The sequence below is a fragment of the Variovorax sp. WS11 genome (genome assembly GCF_010499245.1).
In the GTDB taxonomy this organism is placed as follows: domain Bacteria; phylum Pseudomonadota; class Gammaproteobacteria; order Burkholderiales; family Burkholderiaceae_C; genus Variovorax.
Window position 1 is genome coordinate 1,984,469 of the sequence record NZ_JAAGOW010000001.1, and the last position, 13,438, is coordinate 1,997,906.

The window sequence follows — 13,438 nt, forward strand, 5'->3', positions numbered from 1 at the left end:
AGGAGCGCGTGATGGCAACGTTTGGTGAAGCACTCGAAGCACTCGAGGAATTTCGAGCCGAGTTGGTTCAATCGCAGATGAGCGTAGCGGTTCCCGGTGCCCAGGCGATGGCATTCCGTGCCCAGGCCGGCGAAGCAAGCGCCGATCCCTTGACCCATGTGCATGCGACCGGCGTGGGCATTCGAGGCGACGGCGAATTCGTCGTCAAGGTCTATATGTTCGACGTCCCCTCCGTTCAATCGGCCGCCTCCGTGCCGGTACTCAGCAAGCCGATGCAGGGCGTGAGCGTCGATGTCGAGCATCTGCCGATCCAGGTCGCGTTCGATCGCGCCGCGGCCCGCAAGAGCGTGGCCGCCGCCATCGCGAACCCCGCGCAGCACCAGGCGCGTCATCGGCCGGTGCCGGCCGGGGTCGAGATCGGGCCGCTGGGCGGCAAATTCGTCGGCACCCTCGGCTGCTTCGTGCGCGGCGGCGACGGCGCGGGCCCGCTGTTCATCCTGAGCAACAACCATGTGCTCGCCAATGTCAATCGCTTCCCGATTGGCACCCCGTTCACGCAGCCTTTCTCGGCTGGTGCAGCGGACACGATCGCGACGCTCAGTTCGTTCGAGCCAATCCTGTTCCCGGCGCCCGGGTCGCAGCCACGCAACGTGATCGATGCAGCAATCGCCGTCGTGACCGAGCCGAAGAAGGTCAAGACAGGCAGCATGCTCAACATCAAGAAGTACACGCCGCACCTGCTGGCGCCGCGGCCCGGCATGGTCGTGACCAAGGCGGGCCGCACCACCGGCGTCACGGGCGGCATGATCCGTGCGATACGCGTGCGCGGAGTCCAGGTGAACTACGGCACGCAGCAGGCCCCGATCATCGCCACCTTCGACAACGCGATCACCATCACAGGCAATGGTGGTCTGCCGTTCAGCAACCCCGGCGATTCGGGTTCGGTGATCCTGGACCAAGCCTCGGGCCGTCCGGTGGCGCTGCTGTTTGCCGGCGATGGCGTTACCACCACCGCCTGCGATGTCTCCGTGGCCTGCGCACGCTTCAACGTGCACCCTGTCTAAGCGCACGCGGTCACGAGCCCGCCGACCAGCGCGTAAGATCCTTGGCTAAGCCTAGGATCGATCCATGAAGCCCGCCCGCCTACATCGCCCGGGGGAGCCCCGCACTCCGGAGCCTCCCGAGCGCCTCATGACCGTCGCCGAAACCATCAACGACCCGCAGGTCACGCAAGCCGGGATCACCACCACTACCGATGGTCGCTGGGCGGTCTACGTGACCGTGCCGGCAGACGCGACGGTGCCGATCGAGAGCGTCGAGAAGCAAGCCCTGGGATTCCCGGTCGTCTACGAGGCGGAGCTGCCGACGCCCGTGCGGGCCGGCCCCGCCTACCCCGGTCGCAGGGGCGGACAGGGACGAGGCGCGCGTTAGTCAGAACGACGTCCCGATCTGGAACTGCACCCGCTGGATCCGGTCCGCGGCGATGCCGTTGGCGTCGTCCTGCTTCTGGTAGGTGATCGGAATCGCATAGGCCAGGCGCAGCGGCCCGAGCGGCGAGATCCAGCTGATCCCGATGCCCGCCGACGTGCGAATCCTGTTCTGCGCGCGCCACTGCGCATCCGTCAAGCCGCTCGTGCGTTCGGCGAACACGTTGCCCGCATCGAAGAAACCGTAGAGCCGCAGCGTCTTGTCGTTGCCGGCGCCGGGGAATGGCGTGCTGAACTCCATGTTGAAGATGGCCTTGCGCGTACCGCCGAGCGCGCCCGCCGTGACCGCGTCGCGCGGCCCCAGGGAGTTCTGCTCGAAGCCGCGGATCGAACCCAGCCCGCCCGCATAGAAGTTCTTGAAGATCGGAAAGCTCGTGTCGCCCAGCGCCCGGGCGTAGCCCAGCTGGCCGTTGATCGCCAGCGTGTACTGCTTCGACAGGGGGAAGTACTGCTGGTACTGGTAGCCGCTCTTCATGTAGCGCAAGTCCTTGCCCACGCCCAGCTCGACGTTTGCGCTCTGCAGCCGCCCGCGCGTCGGCACCAGCGCGCTGTCGCGATCGTCGCGCGACCAGCCGATGGTGAAGGGCACGGCGAAGCGGCTGTTGTTAGCGCAGGTGACGCTCGGCGCCGTGCCCGTGCACTCGAAGTAGTCGAGGTAGGCCTGCGGCGTGGCCGTGTAGACATAGCTGCCGTTCACCAGCGTGTAGCTGCCGTTGCTGCCCGGCGTGAAGACATAGCGCTCCAGCCCCGCGCCGAAATACACCGTGTCCAGCTCGCCGAAGGGCACGCCGAACTTGACCGATCCGCCCTCGCTGACCAGCTTGTAGTTGCCGTCGGCCTCGTAGTAGGGGCGCGTCACGGTGTGGAAGACGTTCAGCGTGCGGGAGATGCCGTCCTTCGTGAAGTAGGGGTCCGTCGCCGTGAGGGAGATGGTCTTGTTGTAGGAACTGGTGTTGATCTGCAGCCCGAGGTAGTTGCCGGAGCCGAACACGTTTTCCTGCGTGATGCCGAAGCTCAGCGAAATCTTGTCGGTGCTCGAGTAGCCCGCGCCGAGCTGGAGGCTGCCGGTGGGCTTCTCCGTCACATTGATCGCGAGGTCCACCTGGTCCGGCGAGCCCGGCACTTCCTGCGTCTCCACGTTCACGTCGGTGAAGAAGCCCAGCCGGTCCACCCGGTCGCGCGACAGCTTGATCTTGTCGCCGTCGTACCACGAGGCCTCGTACTGGCGGAACTCGCGCCGGATCACCTCGTCGCGCGTCTTGTTGTTGCCCCCGACCGCCACCCGCCGCACGTACACCCGCCGCGAGGGCTCCGCCTTCAGGGTCAGCGCGACGCGGTTGTTCACCCGGTCGATCTCCGGCTCGGCCTGCACCCGCGCGAACGCATAGCCGAAGGTGCCGAAGTAGTCGGTGAAGGCCTTGGTGGTCTCGGTGACCTGCTCGCCGTTGTAGGGCTCGCCCGGACGGATGGTCACCAGCGACTTGAACTCGTCGTCGCGCCCCAGGTAGTTGCCCTCCAGCTTGACGCCGGAAACGACGAACTTCTCGCCCTCGGTGAGGTTCACCGTGATGCTCAGGTCCTGGCGGTCCGGGGAGATGGCCACCTGGGTGGAGTCGATGCGGAACTCCAGGTAGCCGCGGGTGATGTAGTAGGAGCGCAGGGTCTCCAGGTCGGCGTTGAGCTTGGCGCGCGAGTACTGGTTGCTCTTGGTGTACCAGCTCATCCAGCCGCCGGAGTCCTGGTCGAACAGATCGAGCAGGGTGCCCTCGCTGAAGGCCTTGTTGCCCACGATGTGGACCTCGCGGATGCGCGCGGCGTCGCCCTCGGTGACGGTGAAGGTGAGGTTGACGCGGTTGCGCTCGATGGGGGTGACGGTGGTCACCACCTGGGCGTTGTAGAGGCTGCGGCTGATGTACTGGCGCTTGAGCTCCTGCTCGGCGCGGTCGGCCAGGGCCTTGTCGTAGGGGCGGCCGTCGGCCAGGCCCACTTCGCGCAGGGCCTTCTGCAGGGCTGCCTTGTCGAATTCCTTGGTGCCGACGAAGTCGACGTCGGCGATGGTGGGACGCTCCTCGATGATGACCACCAGGACGTTGCCGCTGACGTCGATGCGCACGTCCTTGAACAGGCCCAGGTCGAACAGGGCGCGGATGGCGGCGGAGCCGCGCTCGTCGTTGTAGGTGTCGCCTACACGAAAGGGCAGCGAGGCGAAGATGGTGCCGGGCTCGATGCGCTGCAGGCCTTCGACTCGGATGTCGCGCACCGTGAAGGGCTCGATGGCCCAGGCGGCGGGGATGGCCGTGCCCAGCACGGCGGCCAGCGCCACGGCCGCGAGGCCGGGCGCGATGCGGGATCGCTCATTCATGGCCGCGATGGTCGGCCGCAACTTCGGAGGAAATGTGAGCGCCCGCGGCTCCATCATTTCTACCAATTCGCTCGCGATCATCCAGGGCATGAGGACTCTGCTCGATCCCATGGGCCTACCCGTCGACCCCGCGCCGCGCGCGAACGCAGTGCCGCGCCCGCGCAGGGCCCGCCTCGGCAGCGTCGGCGCCATCGTCGCCCTGCTGGTGCTTCCGCCGGCCGTGCTCGGCCTGCTGTTCTTCGGCGAGCCGGAGGGGGACCGCGGCGCCCGCGACGGCTTCGAGCAGGGGCTGATGGTGGCCAGCGTGCTCCTCGTCCTGGTGGCGCATGCGTGGACGCTGGTCGATCTCTTGCGCGAGCGTCGCGCGCGCCGGCGCCAGGGCGCCGAGCAGCGCTGAGCCGCTGCCATCCGTCGCGAGCACCCGGCCGTCCGCTCTGTCTTCCTCCGCGCTTCATCTCGCACATGGCATCGCCGCTCGCCGGGGCGCGCAAGTGCGTGTCGCAGAATGCGGCCTTGCGCCGACCGCCCCTCCCATGCCACGCCTGACGCTCACCCGAAAAATCTTCTTCGCCCTGGCCGCGCTCCTGGTCGCGCTGCTGCTGATCTGGGCGGGCTTCTCGATCTTCGCGCTGCAGCGCGGCCTCGGCCCCTACCTGGCGGAGATCGAGATCCGGCGCATGGAGTGGCTGACGAAGCTGCTGCAGGAGCACTACGCGGGCAACGGCAACTGGGACAAGCTGCGCAACAGCGAGGAGACCTGGCGCCGGCTGCAGATGGGCGATGCCGGCCTGCCCCGCACCGAGGGACAGGACGCGGAGGACGCGCGCCTGCCGCCCTGGTATGCCCGAGGGCCTCGCCCCGAGCCGCCGCCCGGCGACGGCGCCGATCCGCCACCGATGGTGGAACTGCTGCCCCCCCGGCGCAACCTGGCGCCTCCGCCGCCCTGGATGTTCCCTGGCGGCCTGCGGGAGGTGGCCAACTCGATGTTCCGGCGGCTTGGCGTGATCGACGCCCACGGCAAGCGCGTCGTCGGCGCCACCGTCGACCCGGCCTCGGCCGCCCATCTGCCGATCAAGCGCGGGAACATCGAGATCGGCCAGCTGGTTCTGGCGCCGATGGAGGGCCTCGACAGCGAGGCCGATCGTGCCTTCGTCGCCCGCCAGTCGGGCTTCATCGCGCTGACGGGCGTGGTGGGCCTGGCCCTGGCCCTGTTGCTCTCGTGGCTGCTGGCGCGGCGCTGGCTCAGCCCCATCGACGCGCTCACGCAAGGGGCGCAGGACGTGGCGCGCGGAAAGCTCGGCACCCGCGTGCAGGTGCAGGGCTCGGACGAACTGGCCCTGCTCGGCCGCACCTTCAACGACATGGCCGAGCGCCTGGATACGGTCGAAGCCTCGCGCCGCGCCTGGCTGGCCGACGTGGCGCACGAGCTGCGCACCCCGCTGGCGGCCATGCGCGCGGAGATCGAGGCGTTGCAGGACGGCGTGCGCAGCTTCGACGACCGCACTGCGCTGCGGCTGCATCGCCAGGTCATGCGGCTCAACCAGCTGGTCGAGGACCTGCGCAGCAGCATGCGCGAGCCGCAGGCCGAATCGATCACCCGCGCGCCCGTGTTCCCGCTCGCGCTGCTGAAGGAGGCCCTGGCCGCGACGCGCGATCGCTTCGTGCAGCGCCGCATCGCGGTGGAGGTGGCGCAGGTCGATGCCCTGGCCGCACAATCACAGCCGATGGTCGAAGGCGACGCCCAGCGCCTGCACCAGGTGTTCATGAACCTGCTCGACAACACCCTTTCCTACACCGACGAGGACGGCATGCTGCGCATCGGCGCCACGGTCGAAGGCAGCGCCGGCGCGCAGCGTCTGGTGCTGCGCTTCGACGACAGCGCCCCGGGCGTCGCGCCCGACGAGCTGCCGCTGGTCTTCGAGCGCCTGTTCCGCGCCGAAGGCTCGCGCAGCCGCGCACTCGGCGGCTCGGGCCTGGGCCTGTCGATCTGCCGGACCATGGTCGAGGCGCACGGCGGCGAGATCGATGCCTCGGCCTCGCCGTTGGGCGGCCTGCGGATCACGTTCTGGCTTCCCCTGGAGACCAGTCAGTGAGCCGCATTCTGATCGTCGAGGACGAAGCCGACATCGCCTCGGTGCTGCAGGACTACCTGCGCCATGCCGGCCACGAGACCGAGCATGTGGCCGACGGCCGCACGGCGCTGGCGCGCATGCTGGAGGCGCCGCCCGACCTGAGCCTGCTCGACATCATGCTGCCCGGGCTGGACGGCCTGAGCGTGCTGCGGCAGGCCCGCGTGCACACCCACCACCCGATCATCATGCTCACCGCGCGGATCGAGGAGGTCGACCGCCTGCTGGGCCTGGAGCTGGGCGCCGACGACTATGTGTGCAAGCCCTTCTCGCCGCGCGAGGTGGTGGCCCGCGTGCGCGCCGTGCTGCGGCGCGCGGAGGGCCTGGCAGCGGCCGCCGGCAAGGCCGAGGGCCCGGTGGTGCTGGACGAGGCGCACTGGCGCGCGACGCTCGGCGGCGTCCCGCTGAACCTGACGCGGCGCGAGTTCCGGCTGCTGCAGGCGATGTCGCGGCACCCGGGACGCATCTTCTCGCGCGCCCGGCTGCTGGAGCTGGCCTACGACGACGATGCCGACGTCTCCGAACGCGCGGTGGACAGCCACATCAAGAACCTGCGGCGCAAGCTGTCCGCGGCCGATCCCTCGCACGACTGGATTCGTTCCGTCTACGGCGTGGGCTTCGCCTTCGAAACGCCGCTCGACTGAGCGGCGCGCGCCTCCCAGCTTTCTCCCAAGTCGGCCCACACACTGGGCCGACCTGATTCGGAGGACGCCCCCATGAGAACGATCCCCTGCCCTGGCCTCCCTCGCACTGGCAGCCGGCCTGAGCGGCTGCATCATGCTGCTCCCCGCTGCCGCCCCACGGGCCGCCCCCGCCCCAAGCGATGTGGCCCCGGCCCCGGCGGGCGATGCCGCCCGTGGCGTACCGCGCGGTCCGCCGCCCGAGGCCCTTCGAGCTCTGCGCCGGCAAAGCCTGAAGGCGCGCGCTCGAGATGCCGGGGCGGCGCGGCGACATGCTCGCCGGCACCTGCGAGCGCGGCCCCGACGGCCGGCTGGTGCCGCGGCCCGATGGCGCGCACTGAGGTCGCGCTCCTCGGGCGCCGGCGAGTGGAACCCTCGGCACAAATGCGTTACCAAGAACGGCCGGTGTGCTTGCCGGAGACAACACGAGGAGCATGTCTTGGTATCAGCCATCGATTCACCGTCGCGTTCGGCCCATGGATAAGGGCACTTTCAACCGCTCCGGCTGGGCGACGCCTGTCTCGCGGCATCCCGACCCGGGCGCGACACGGCAGCAGCACCATCAGCTCCCAGTCGTTTATGTTCCAGGGTTGCCGGCTGGCGTCGGCGCCCATCATGTGCAGGGGTATGTCTTGCCCACCGCGATTCCCACTCATGAGCCCGTCGTGGAATTCGTGCCGAGCGAAGGTCAGCCCTGGTTTCCGCCACGTCTGCCGTATGTGCCTTCGCACCTAAGCCTAAGGCCTCTCATTCCCGCGGAAGACGAACCCTCGTATGAAGACGAACTCGAATATGCACCTCGTGAGTTGCCGCCTCTCCCGGACCAGGAACTCCATTCGAGCAAGCGGCGGCGCACGGAGGAAACCGCGCCCAAGAGCAGTGGCGCCATCGCGGATGAGTGGTCACCCGAGCAGTTGCGCCACGTGTATCACGAAAGCCTGCATCCCCGGCCGCCGCAATTCTCCCGCGCGCAGCAGGAGCGCGGCGTCGATTCCTCGGCGCCTGGGCAGTTCGGCGAGCGGCGAGCCTGGACCTTTGTAGAAGAAAAGCCACAGTGCATTCAGAGCGGTAGGCCTGGGCTTTCGAAAGCCATTTCACCAAGTTTCCGCATCCCTGCCCCGCAGCGGCGGCGCCAGGAGGACTCCGGCACTGTGCTCGCGCAGGGATTCCGCGATTACGGGGAGAGCAGCGGCAATGGCAGTGAATCAATGCACCTCGTGGAGTTGAAAGAGAAAGCTTCATTCCACGGCATGGTGGACTATGTCGCCACTCTCCCGTCAGGTGCGCTGCAGTCTCTTGCCGAGACGCTGCTGCGGGTGAGTCGAGCGCTGCGGCTGAGCCCGGCGCCGCGGGACATCCAGGCCGCACGTCTGGCGGCGGTATTGTTCCTTTTCACTTACCGCGGGTTGCCCTTCAGTTTCGCGGCGCTTGAACTCACCGATCTGCTGCCTGAAAAATGGCCTGGCGACATCGACGAACTGCGCGCACCTTGCGTCGCTCGCTGGCTGGAGGTGAAGCCATGCACGCCTCAACGAAGGATCGTCCAAGGAATAGTTTTGCGCCGCTACCGGAATGCTCGAACGGCGGCTTCGAAGGCGACGAACACAGACACCGACGCATGCTCGTCGGCAACCCGGCCGAGCTCTACGGCTTCGGCGCCGCGTAAACGGCCGGCCCTGACGCGGGGGCCCGCCGCGTTCCTACATGTGTGCCGGCCAAGCCACCCTAAGGTGAATGGCACTTACTTTGGCCTGCACGCGTGACCGTGTCGCTGCACATGTCGACGGGCCTGCTCGCGCGGCGTCTTCAGCCATGGGTACGGTTTGGGCCGTCGCTTTCGCATTCGCGGCTCGATGCGCCCTGGGCGGTGGCCGACTTTGGATTGAGCGATCAATGCGAACAGCCGCTGGTTGTCCTTCGCGGCGCATAGTCCGCGCGTGGTCCACTCCGTCCATAGTTGCACCGTGTGTTTGAAGCTCAGGCCGCGCGGATCGACGCCGGCCTTGCAAGCGGCCTGCGCCATCAGCAGCCGGATCACGTTGTAGGCCAGCAGGTGCACCCACATCTGTTTCTCGTTCATCTGCGGCGTCTGGCAGCTCAGCACCTCCATGCCCGTGGTGGTCTTGAGGTTTCGCAGGTCCAGCTCGACGTTCCAGCGGCGTGCGTAGAGCGCCGACAGATCACTCTTGCTCACCTCTCGAGGCTCCAGCAGCGTGGTGACCAGCACCTGGTGGCCCACCTTGGCTTCGCGCAGCATGATGTCCTCGGGCACGCGCGCGTACTGCTCGTGTGTCATCCACTCGGGACGCGCCGGCCTGGGCCAGCAACGATGTGATCGCGCGTGCTCAACTGCTGGCCGCGGCGGAAGTCCGTGATCCGCGCTCCGTGCTGCTCGAACACGACGTCCACGCCCTTGTCCAGCAGCGCGGCGATCAGGAAGTAGTTGCAGTACAGCGTCGGCGAGCATCACATCGCCCGCGCCAAAGCCTTCGAGCAGGCGGCGCACCAGCGCGGAGTTCTCCGCTGCCCTTGCCGCTGGCACGGGCCAATCGCCGCGTCCAGGGCTGCTCCAGTAGCCAGGCAGATCACCGCCACCAGCCGCGCCAGCGGGAAGCCCACGCCGGTGCCTGCGTGCTGGGCTGCGGATACACCGCCTGGGTTCTCCGGGCGTGTCGGGCATCGACAGGCCCGTGCCGTCCACCAACTTGACCGCGCGGCCTCGCCACTTCCAGGGCGCCAACGCCTTTGCGCTCAGCTCGCGCCCCGTTTGCTGTGTGAGCGCCGTGACCATCTCCAAGGGCAAGCGCTGGCGAGCCTTGCAATACGCGCCCGTGCGAACGCTGCACGCGCTCAACCCGTCGGCCGCGCGCTGCGCCGCCCAGCCATTGACCGCCTTCTGGCATGAGCCATCGGCCTCCAGCGTCTGGCGCATGAACATCGACAGCGTCACCGTCGGCGGATACAGCCGCTCGCGATGCTCGGGCAGCAGCGCTTCGGTCGTCTCGAGCAACTGCGGGCTCGTCAGGATGTTGAAGAACTCCACCGCCTCGGTCGTGCGTGCCCGCCGTTGAATGCCTCTGCGGCGTTGATGCAAATCGCTTCGGGCTTTACGATCCATGCTGGCTGGCCTTTGGTGAGATGGTTTGGATGCTTCGTAACCAACCATCCTATCGATCCAGGGTCAGCCACCCTCCCTTTGCAATCAAGCACTTACGCCTCGCCGACGGCTCAGCGGCCCAAAGTAAGTGCCATTCACCCTAAGGTGCCTCCCGGAGAATCGCCATGCCCGCATCCAAGACCCCCGCCCCGCGCGTCCTGTGGAAGGGCGCCATCAGCTTCGGCCTGGTCCATATCCCGGTGGCGCTCTACGCCGCCACCGTCGACCACAGCATCGACTTCGACTGGCTCGACAAGCGCAGCATGGACCCGGTGGGCTACAAGCGCGTCAACAAGAAGACGGGCAGGGAGATCGCGCGCGAGCAGATCGTCAAGGGCGTCGAGGTCGAGGACGGCCAGTACGTGGTGCTGAGCGACAAGGAGATCGCCGACGCTTATCCGCGCATGACGCAGACTATCGAGATCGAGACCTTCGTCCCGTCCAACAGCATTCCCTTCGTCTACCTGGAGCGGCCTTACTACCTGGCGCCCATCAACCGCGGCGGCAAGGTCTACGCGCTGCTGCGTGAAACCCTGGAGCGCACCGGCCGCATCGGCGTGGCGCGAGTGGTGATCCAGACCAAGCAGCACCTCGCGGCCCTGGTGCCCGTCGGCCCGGGGCTGGTGTTGAACCTGCTGCGCTGGGGCGCCGACATCCGCCCCTGGAAGGACCTGCCGCTGCCCGCCGAGAACGCGAAGAAGGCCGGCCTCGCGGAGCGCGAGATCAAGATGGCCACCGAGCTGGTCGAGGACATGAGCTCGGACTGGGATCCCGAGTCCTTCAAGGACTCCTTCAAGGACGAGATCCTGCGCCTGGTCGACCGCAAGATCGAGGCCGGCAAGACCGAAGCCGTGGCCAAGCTCGGCCCGGTGGAAGAGCAGGAAGGACGCCCGAGCGCGAAGATCCTGGACCTCACCGAGCTGCTGCAGCGCAGCCTGCGCAAGGGCGGCAAGGCGGCGAGTGCTGACGAAGAGGCCGACGAGGAAGCGCCCGCCAAGGCGCGCAAGCCGGCCGCCAAGCGCGCGGCCCGCAAGCGCGCCCCAGCCCGGAAGGCGGCAGCGCGCCGCAAGGCGGCTTGAGGCACGGCCGTGGCAAGCAGGCCCCGTGCAAGCGAAGCGCTGGCGCCCTACCGCCGCAAGCGCGATTTCAAGAAGACGCCGGAGCCGCGCCAGGTCGGCCGCGCGAGCCGCGGCGCCCATGCCTTCGTGGTGCAGAAGCACCACGCCCGCCAGCTGCACTACGACTTCCGCCTGGAGCTCGATGGCACGCTCAAGAGCTGGGCCGTGCCCAAGGGGCCCTGCCTCGATCCCTCGGTCAAGCGCATGGCGGTGCATGTGGAGGACCATCCGGTCTCCTATGCCGACTTCGAAGGCACCATCCCGCCCCGACAGTACGGCGCCGGCACCGTGATCGTCTGGGACCGCGGCGAATGGGAGGCCGAGGGCGATGCGCGCCGCGGCCTGGCCGAGGGCAAGCTCAAGTTCGAGCTGCACGGCGACAAGCTGCGCGGCCACTGGACGCTGGTGCGCATGCGCGGCAAGGGCGAGAAGCAGGAGCCTTGGCTGCTGATCAAGGAGCAGGACGCGGAGGCGCGGCCGCTCGCGGACTACGACGTCGTCGAGGCCGAGCCCGACAGCGTGCTGACCGGCCGCGACGTCGACCACCCACCGGACGTGACCTACGGCCGCAAGGCCGAACCCGCCACGCCGCCCGCGCCTCGCAAGGCCGCGGCACCGAAGCCCCGCCGGGCCGCGTTGCCCGAGCGCCTCGAGCCGGAGCTCGCGACCCTGGCCTCGTCGCCGCCCCCCGTGCCCGACGACTGGCTCTACGAGCTCAAGTTCGACGGCTACCGCGTGCTGGCCCGCATCGAAGGCGACGAAGTCCAGTGCATCACGCGCAACGGCAACGACTGGACATCGAAGCTGCCGGCGCTGGCGAAGGCGCTGGCCAAGCTGTCCACGCGCTCGGCCTGGCTCGACGGCGAGATCGTGGTGGCCGGCAAGAACGGCGCGCCCGACTTCCAGGCGCTGCAGAACGCCTTCGACCGCCGCGCGACGGCCGACATCGTGTACTGGCTCTTCGATGCGCCCTTCCTCGACGGCGAGGACTTGCGCGCGCTGCCGGTGGAAGAGCGGCGGGCGCGGCTCGTGCAGCTGCTGGGCAAGAAGCCGCCGGCCGGCCTGCGGCTCTCCGAGGCGTTCGATGCCACGCCGCGCGAGCTGCTGGCCTCCACGGTGGACCTGGGCTTCGAGGGCATCATCGGCAAGCGCAAGGGCTCGGCCTATGTGTCGCGCCGTTCGCCCGACTGGATCAAGCTCAAGAACCAGCGGCGCCAGGAATTCGCGATCGGCGGCTACACGGCCCCGAAAGGCTCGCGCACCGGCTTCGGCTCGCTGCTCCTGGGCGTGTACGACAACGAGGGCCGGCTGCAGTACTGCGGCAACGTGGGCACCGGCTTCGACACCGGCCGGCTGGCGGACATCAAGGCGAAGCTCGACCGTCTGGCGAGCGACGAATGCCCCTTCGAGAAGCGGCCCGCGGGCGTCGAGGCGCACTGGGTCAAGCCGAAGCTGGTGGCGGAGATCGCCTTCGGCGAATGGACGCGCGACGGCCGGGTGCGCCAGGCCGTGTTCCAGGGACTGCGCAGCGACAAGCCCGCGTCGCAGATCCGGCGCGAGCAGGCGCAGCCCCCGGCAGCCATCCGACAGGCCCAACGAGCGAGCCCCGCGATGAAGGAACTGAACATCACCCACGCCGAGCGCGTGATCGACAAGACCAGCGGCGTCACCAAGGGCGAGCTGGTCGCCTACTACGACCAGGTGGGCGAGCTCATGCTGCCCCACCTGAAGGGCCGTCCGGTCGCGCTGGTGCGTGCGCCCGAGGGCGTGGGCGGCGAGCTCTTCTTCCAGAAGCATGCGAGCAAGAACGAGATGCAGGGCGTGAAGCTGCTGGACCCCGCGCTCGACCCCGATCACGAGCCGCTGCTGCAGATCGACAGCGTGCAGGGGCTGCTCTCCGCCGCGCAGATGAACGTGCTGGAGCTGCACACCTGGAACGCCACGTCCGGCGCCATCGACCGGCCCGACCGCATCACGCTGGACCTCGACCCCGGCGAAGGCGTCGAATGGGCGACGATGCAGGAGGCCACCCTGCTGGTGCGGACCCTGCTCGACGAGCTGGCACTGCCCGCCTTCGTCAAGACCAGCGGCGGCAAGGGCATGCACGTGGTGGTGCCGATACGGCGGCACTACGACTGGGATGCGGTCAAGGGATTCGCGCAGGCCATGGTGATCCACCTGGCCGAGACCATCCCCCAGCGATTCGTCGCCAAGAGCGGCCCGCGCAACCGCGTCGGCAAGATCTTCGTCGACTACCTGCGCAACGGCTTCGGCGCCACCACCGTGAGCGCCTGGTCCGTGCGCTCGCGGCCGGGCCTGGGCGTCTCCGTGCCGATCGAATGGGACGAGTTGCCGATGCTGCAGAACGCCGCGCAATGGACGGTGCGCACGATCGGCGAGCGCCTGGCCGTGGGCAACAAGCCGTGGGCGGCGATGGAGAAAAGTCGCAAGGGGGTGGCGGCGGCGATGAAGAGGCTGGGCTACGCGCCGCCGGATGCGCCCTGA

The 13,438-nt window shown here is 68.4% G+C and carries 11 protein-coding genes; 9 read left to right on the forward strand and 2 right to left on the reverse strand.

The genetic code is table 11. From position 1 onward, the window contains the following. Window positions 1–11 precede the first annotated feature (11 nt). Window positions 12–1,064 (forward strand): hypothetical protein, encoded by a 1,053-nt coding sequence (locus GXN78_RS09925; RefSeq protein ID WP_164255402.1) that lies wholly within the window; start codon window positions 12–14, stop codon window positions 1,062–1,064. Between the two features lie 127 nt (window positions 1,065–1,191). After that, window positions 1,192–1,431 (forward strand): hypothetical protein, encoded by a 240-nt coding sequence (locus tag GXN78_RS09930; protein WP_106560790.1) that lies wholly within the window; start codon window positions 1,192–1,194, stop codon window positions 1,429–1,431. Here the strand turns inward: GXN78_RS09930 and bamA are convergent, their stop codons facing one another. Then, on the reverse strand, window positions 1,432–3,849 hold the full coding sequence (bamA, locus tag GXN78_RS09935) for an outer membrane protein assembly factor BamA (RefSeq protein ID WP_164255403.1): 2,418 nt from the start codon (window positions 3,847–3,849) through the stop codon (window positions 1,432–1,434). Between bamA and GXN78_RS09940 the strand changes: the two genes are divergently transcribed. The 4 genes from GXN78_RS09940 (at window position 3,848) to GXN78_RS09960 (ending at window position 8,421) form a co-directional block, all read left to right on the forward strand. Further along, window positions 3,848–4,246 carry a hypothetical protein gene (locus GXN78_RS09940; RefSeq protein ID WP_106561462.1) on the forward strand — a complete coding sequence of 133 codons (399 nt, stop codon included), beginning with the start codon at window positions 3,848–3,850 and terminating at the stop codon, window positions 4,244–4,246. The genes bamA and GXN78_RS09940 overlap by 2 nt on opposite strands. A gap of 136 nt (window positions 4,247–4,382) precedes the next feature. Further along, window positions 4,383–5,942 (forward strand): ATP-binding protein, encoded by a 1,560-nt coding sequence (locus GXN78_RS09945; protein WP_106561463.1) that lies wholly within the window; start codon window positions 4,383–4,385, stop codon window positions 5,940–5,942. After that, the gene (locus GXN78_RS09950) at window positions 5,939–6,622 is read left to right on the forward strand and encodes a response regulator (RefSeq protein WP_106561464.1); all 684 of its coding nucleotides are present in this window, start codon (window positions 5,939–5,941) and stop codon (window positions 6,620–6,622) included. Before GXN78_RS09945 ends, GXN78_RS09950 begins: the two co-directional genes overlap by 4 nt. A gap of 512 nt (window positions 6,623–7,134) precedes the next feature. Continuing rightward, window positions 7,135–8,421 carry a hypothetical protein gene (locus GXN78_RS09960; protein WP_164255404.1) on the forward strand — a complete coding sequence of 429 codons (1,287 nt, stop codon included), beginning with the start codon at window positions 7,135–7,137 and terminating at the stop codon, window positions 8,419–8,421. On the opposite strand, the gene GXN78_RS09965 is transcribed toward GXN78_RS09960, so the two are convergent. Beyond that, window positions 8,400–9,449, reverse strand: coding sequence for a transposase (locus tag GXN78_RS09965; protein ID WP_343231018.1), 1,050 nt, complete (start codon window positions 9,447–9,449; stop codon window positions 8,400–8,402). The two genes, GXN78_RS09960 and GXN78_RS09965, sit on opposite strands and share 22 nt — an antisense overlap. Between GXN78_RS09965 and GXN78_RS42160 the strand changes: the two genes are divergently transcribed. From GXN78_RS42160 to ligD, 3 genes are all read left to right on the forward strand, one after another. Next, window positions 9,349–9,729, forward strand: a complete 381-nt coding sequence (locus GXN78_RS42160; RefSeq protein WP_343231024.1) for a hypothetical protein — start codon at window positions 9,349–9,351, stop codon at window positions 9,727–9,729. The genes GXN78_RS09965 and GXN78_RS42160 overlap by 101 nt on opposite strands. 211 nt (window positions 9,730–9,940) lie before the next feature. Continuing rightward, window positions 9,941–10,894 carry a Ku protein gene (locus GXN78_RS09970; RefSeq protein ID WP_106558916.1) on the forward strand — a complete coding sequence of 318 codons (954 nt, stop codon included), beginning with the start codon at window positions 9,941–9,943 and terminating at the stop codon, window positions 10,892–10,894. A gap of 9 nt (window positions 10,895–10,903) precedes the next feature. Next, entirely contained in the window at window positions 10,904–13,438 is a 2,535-nt protein-coding gene (gene ligD, locus GXN78_RS09975; protein ID WP_106558917.1) for a DNA ligase D, read from the forward strand.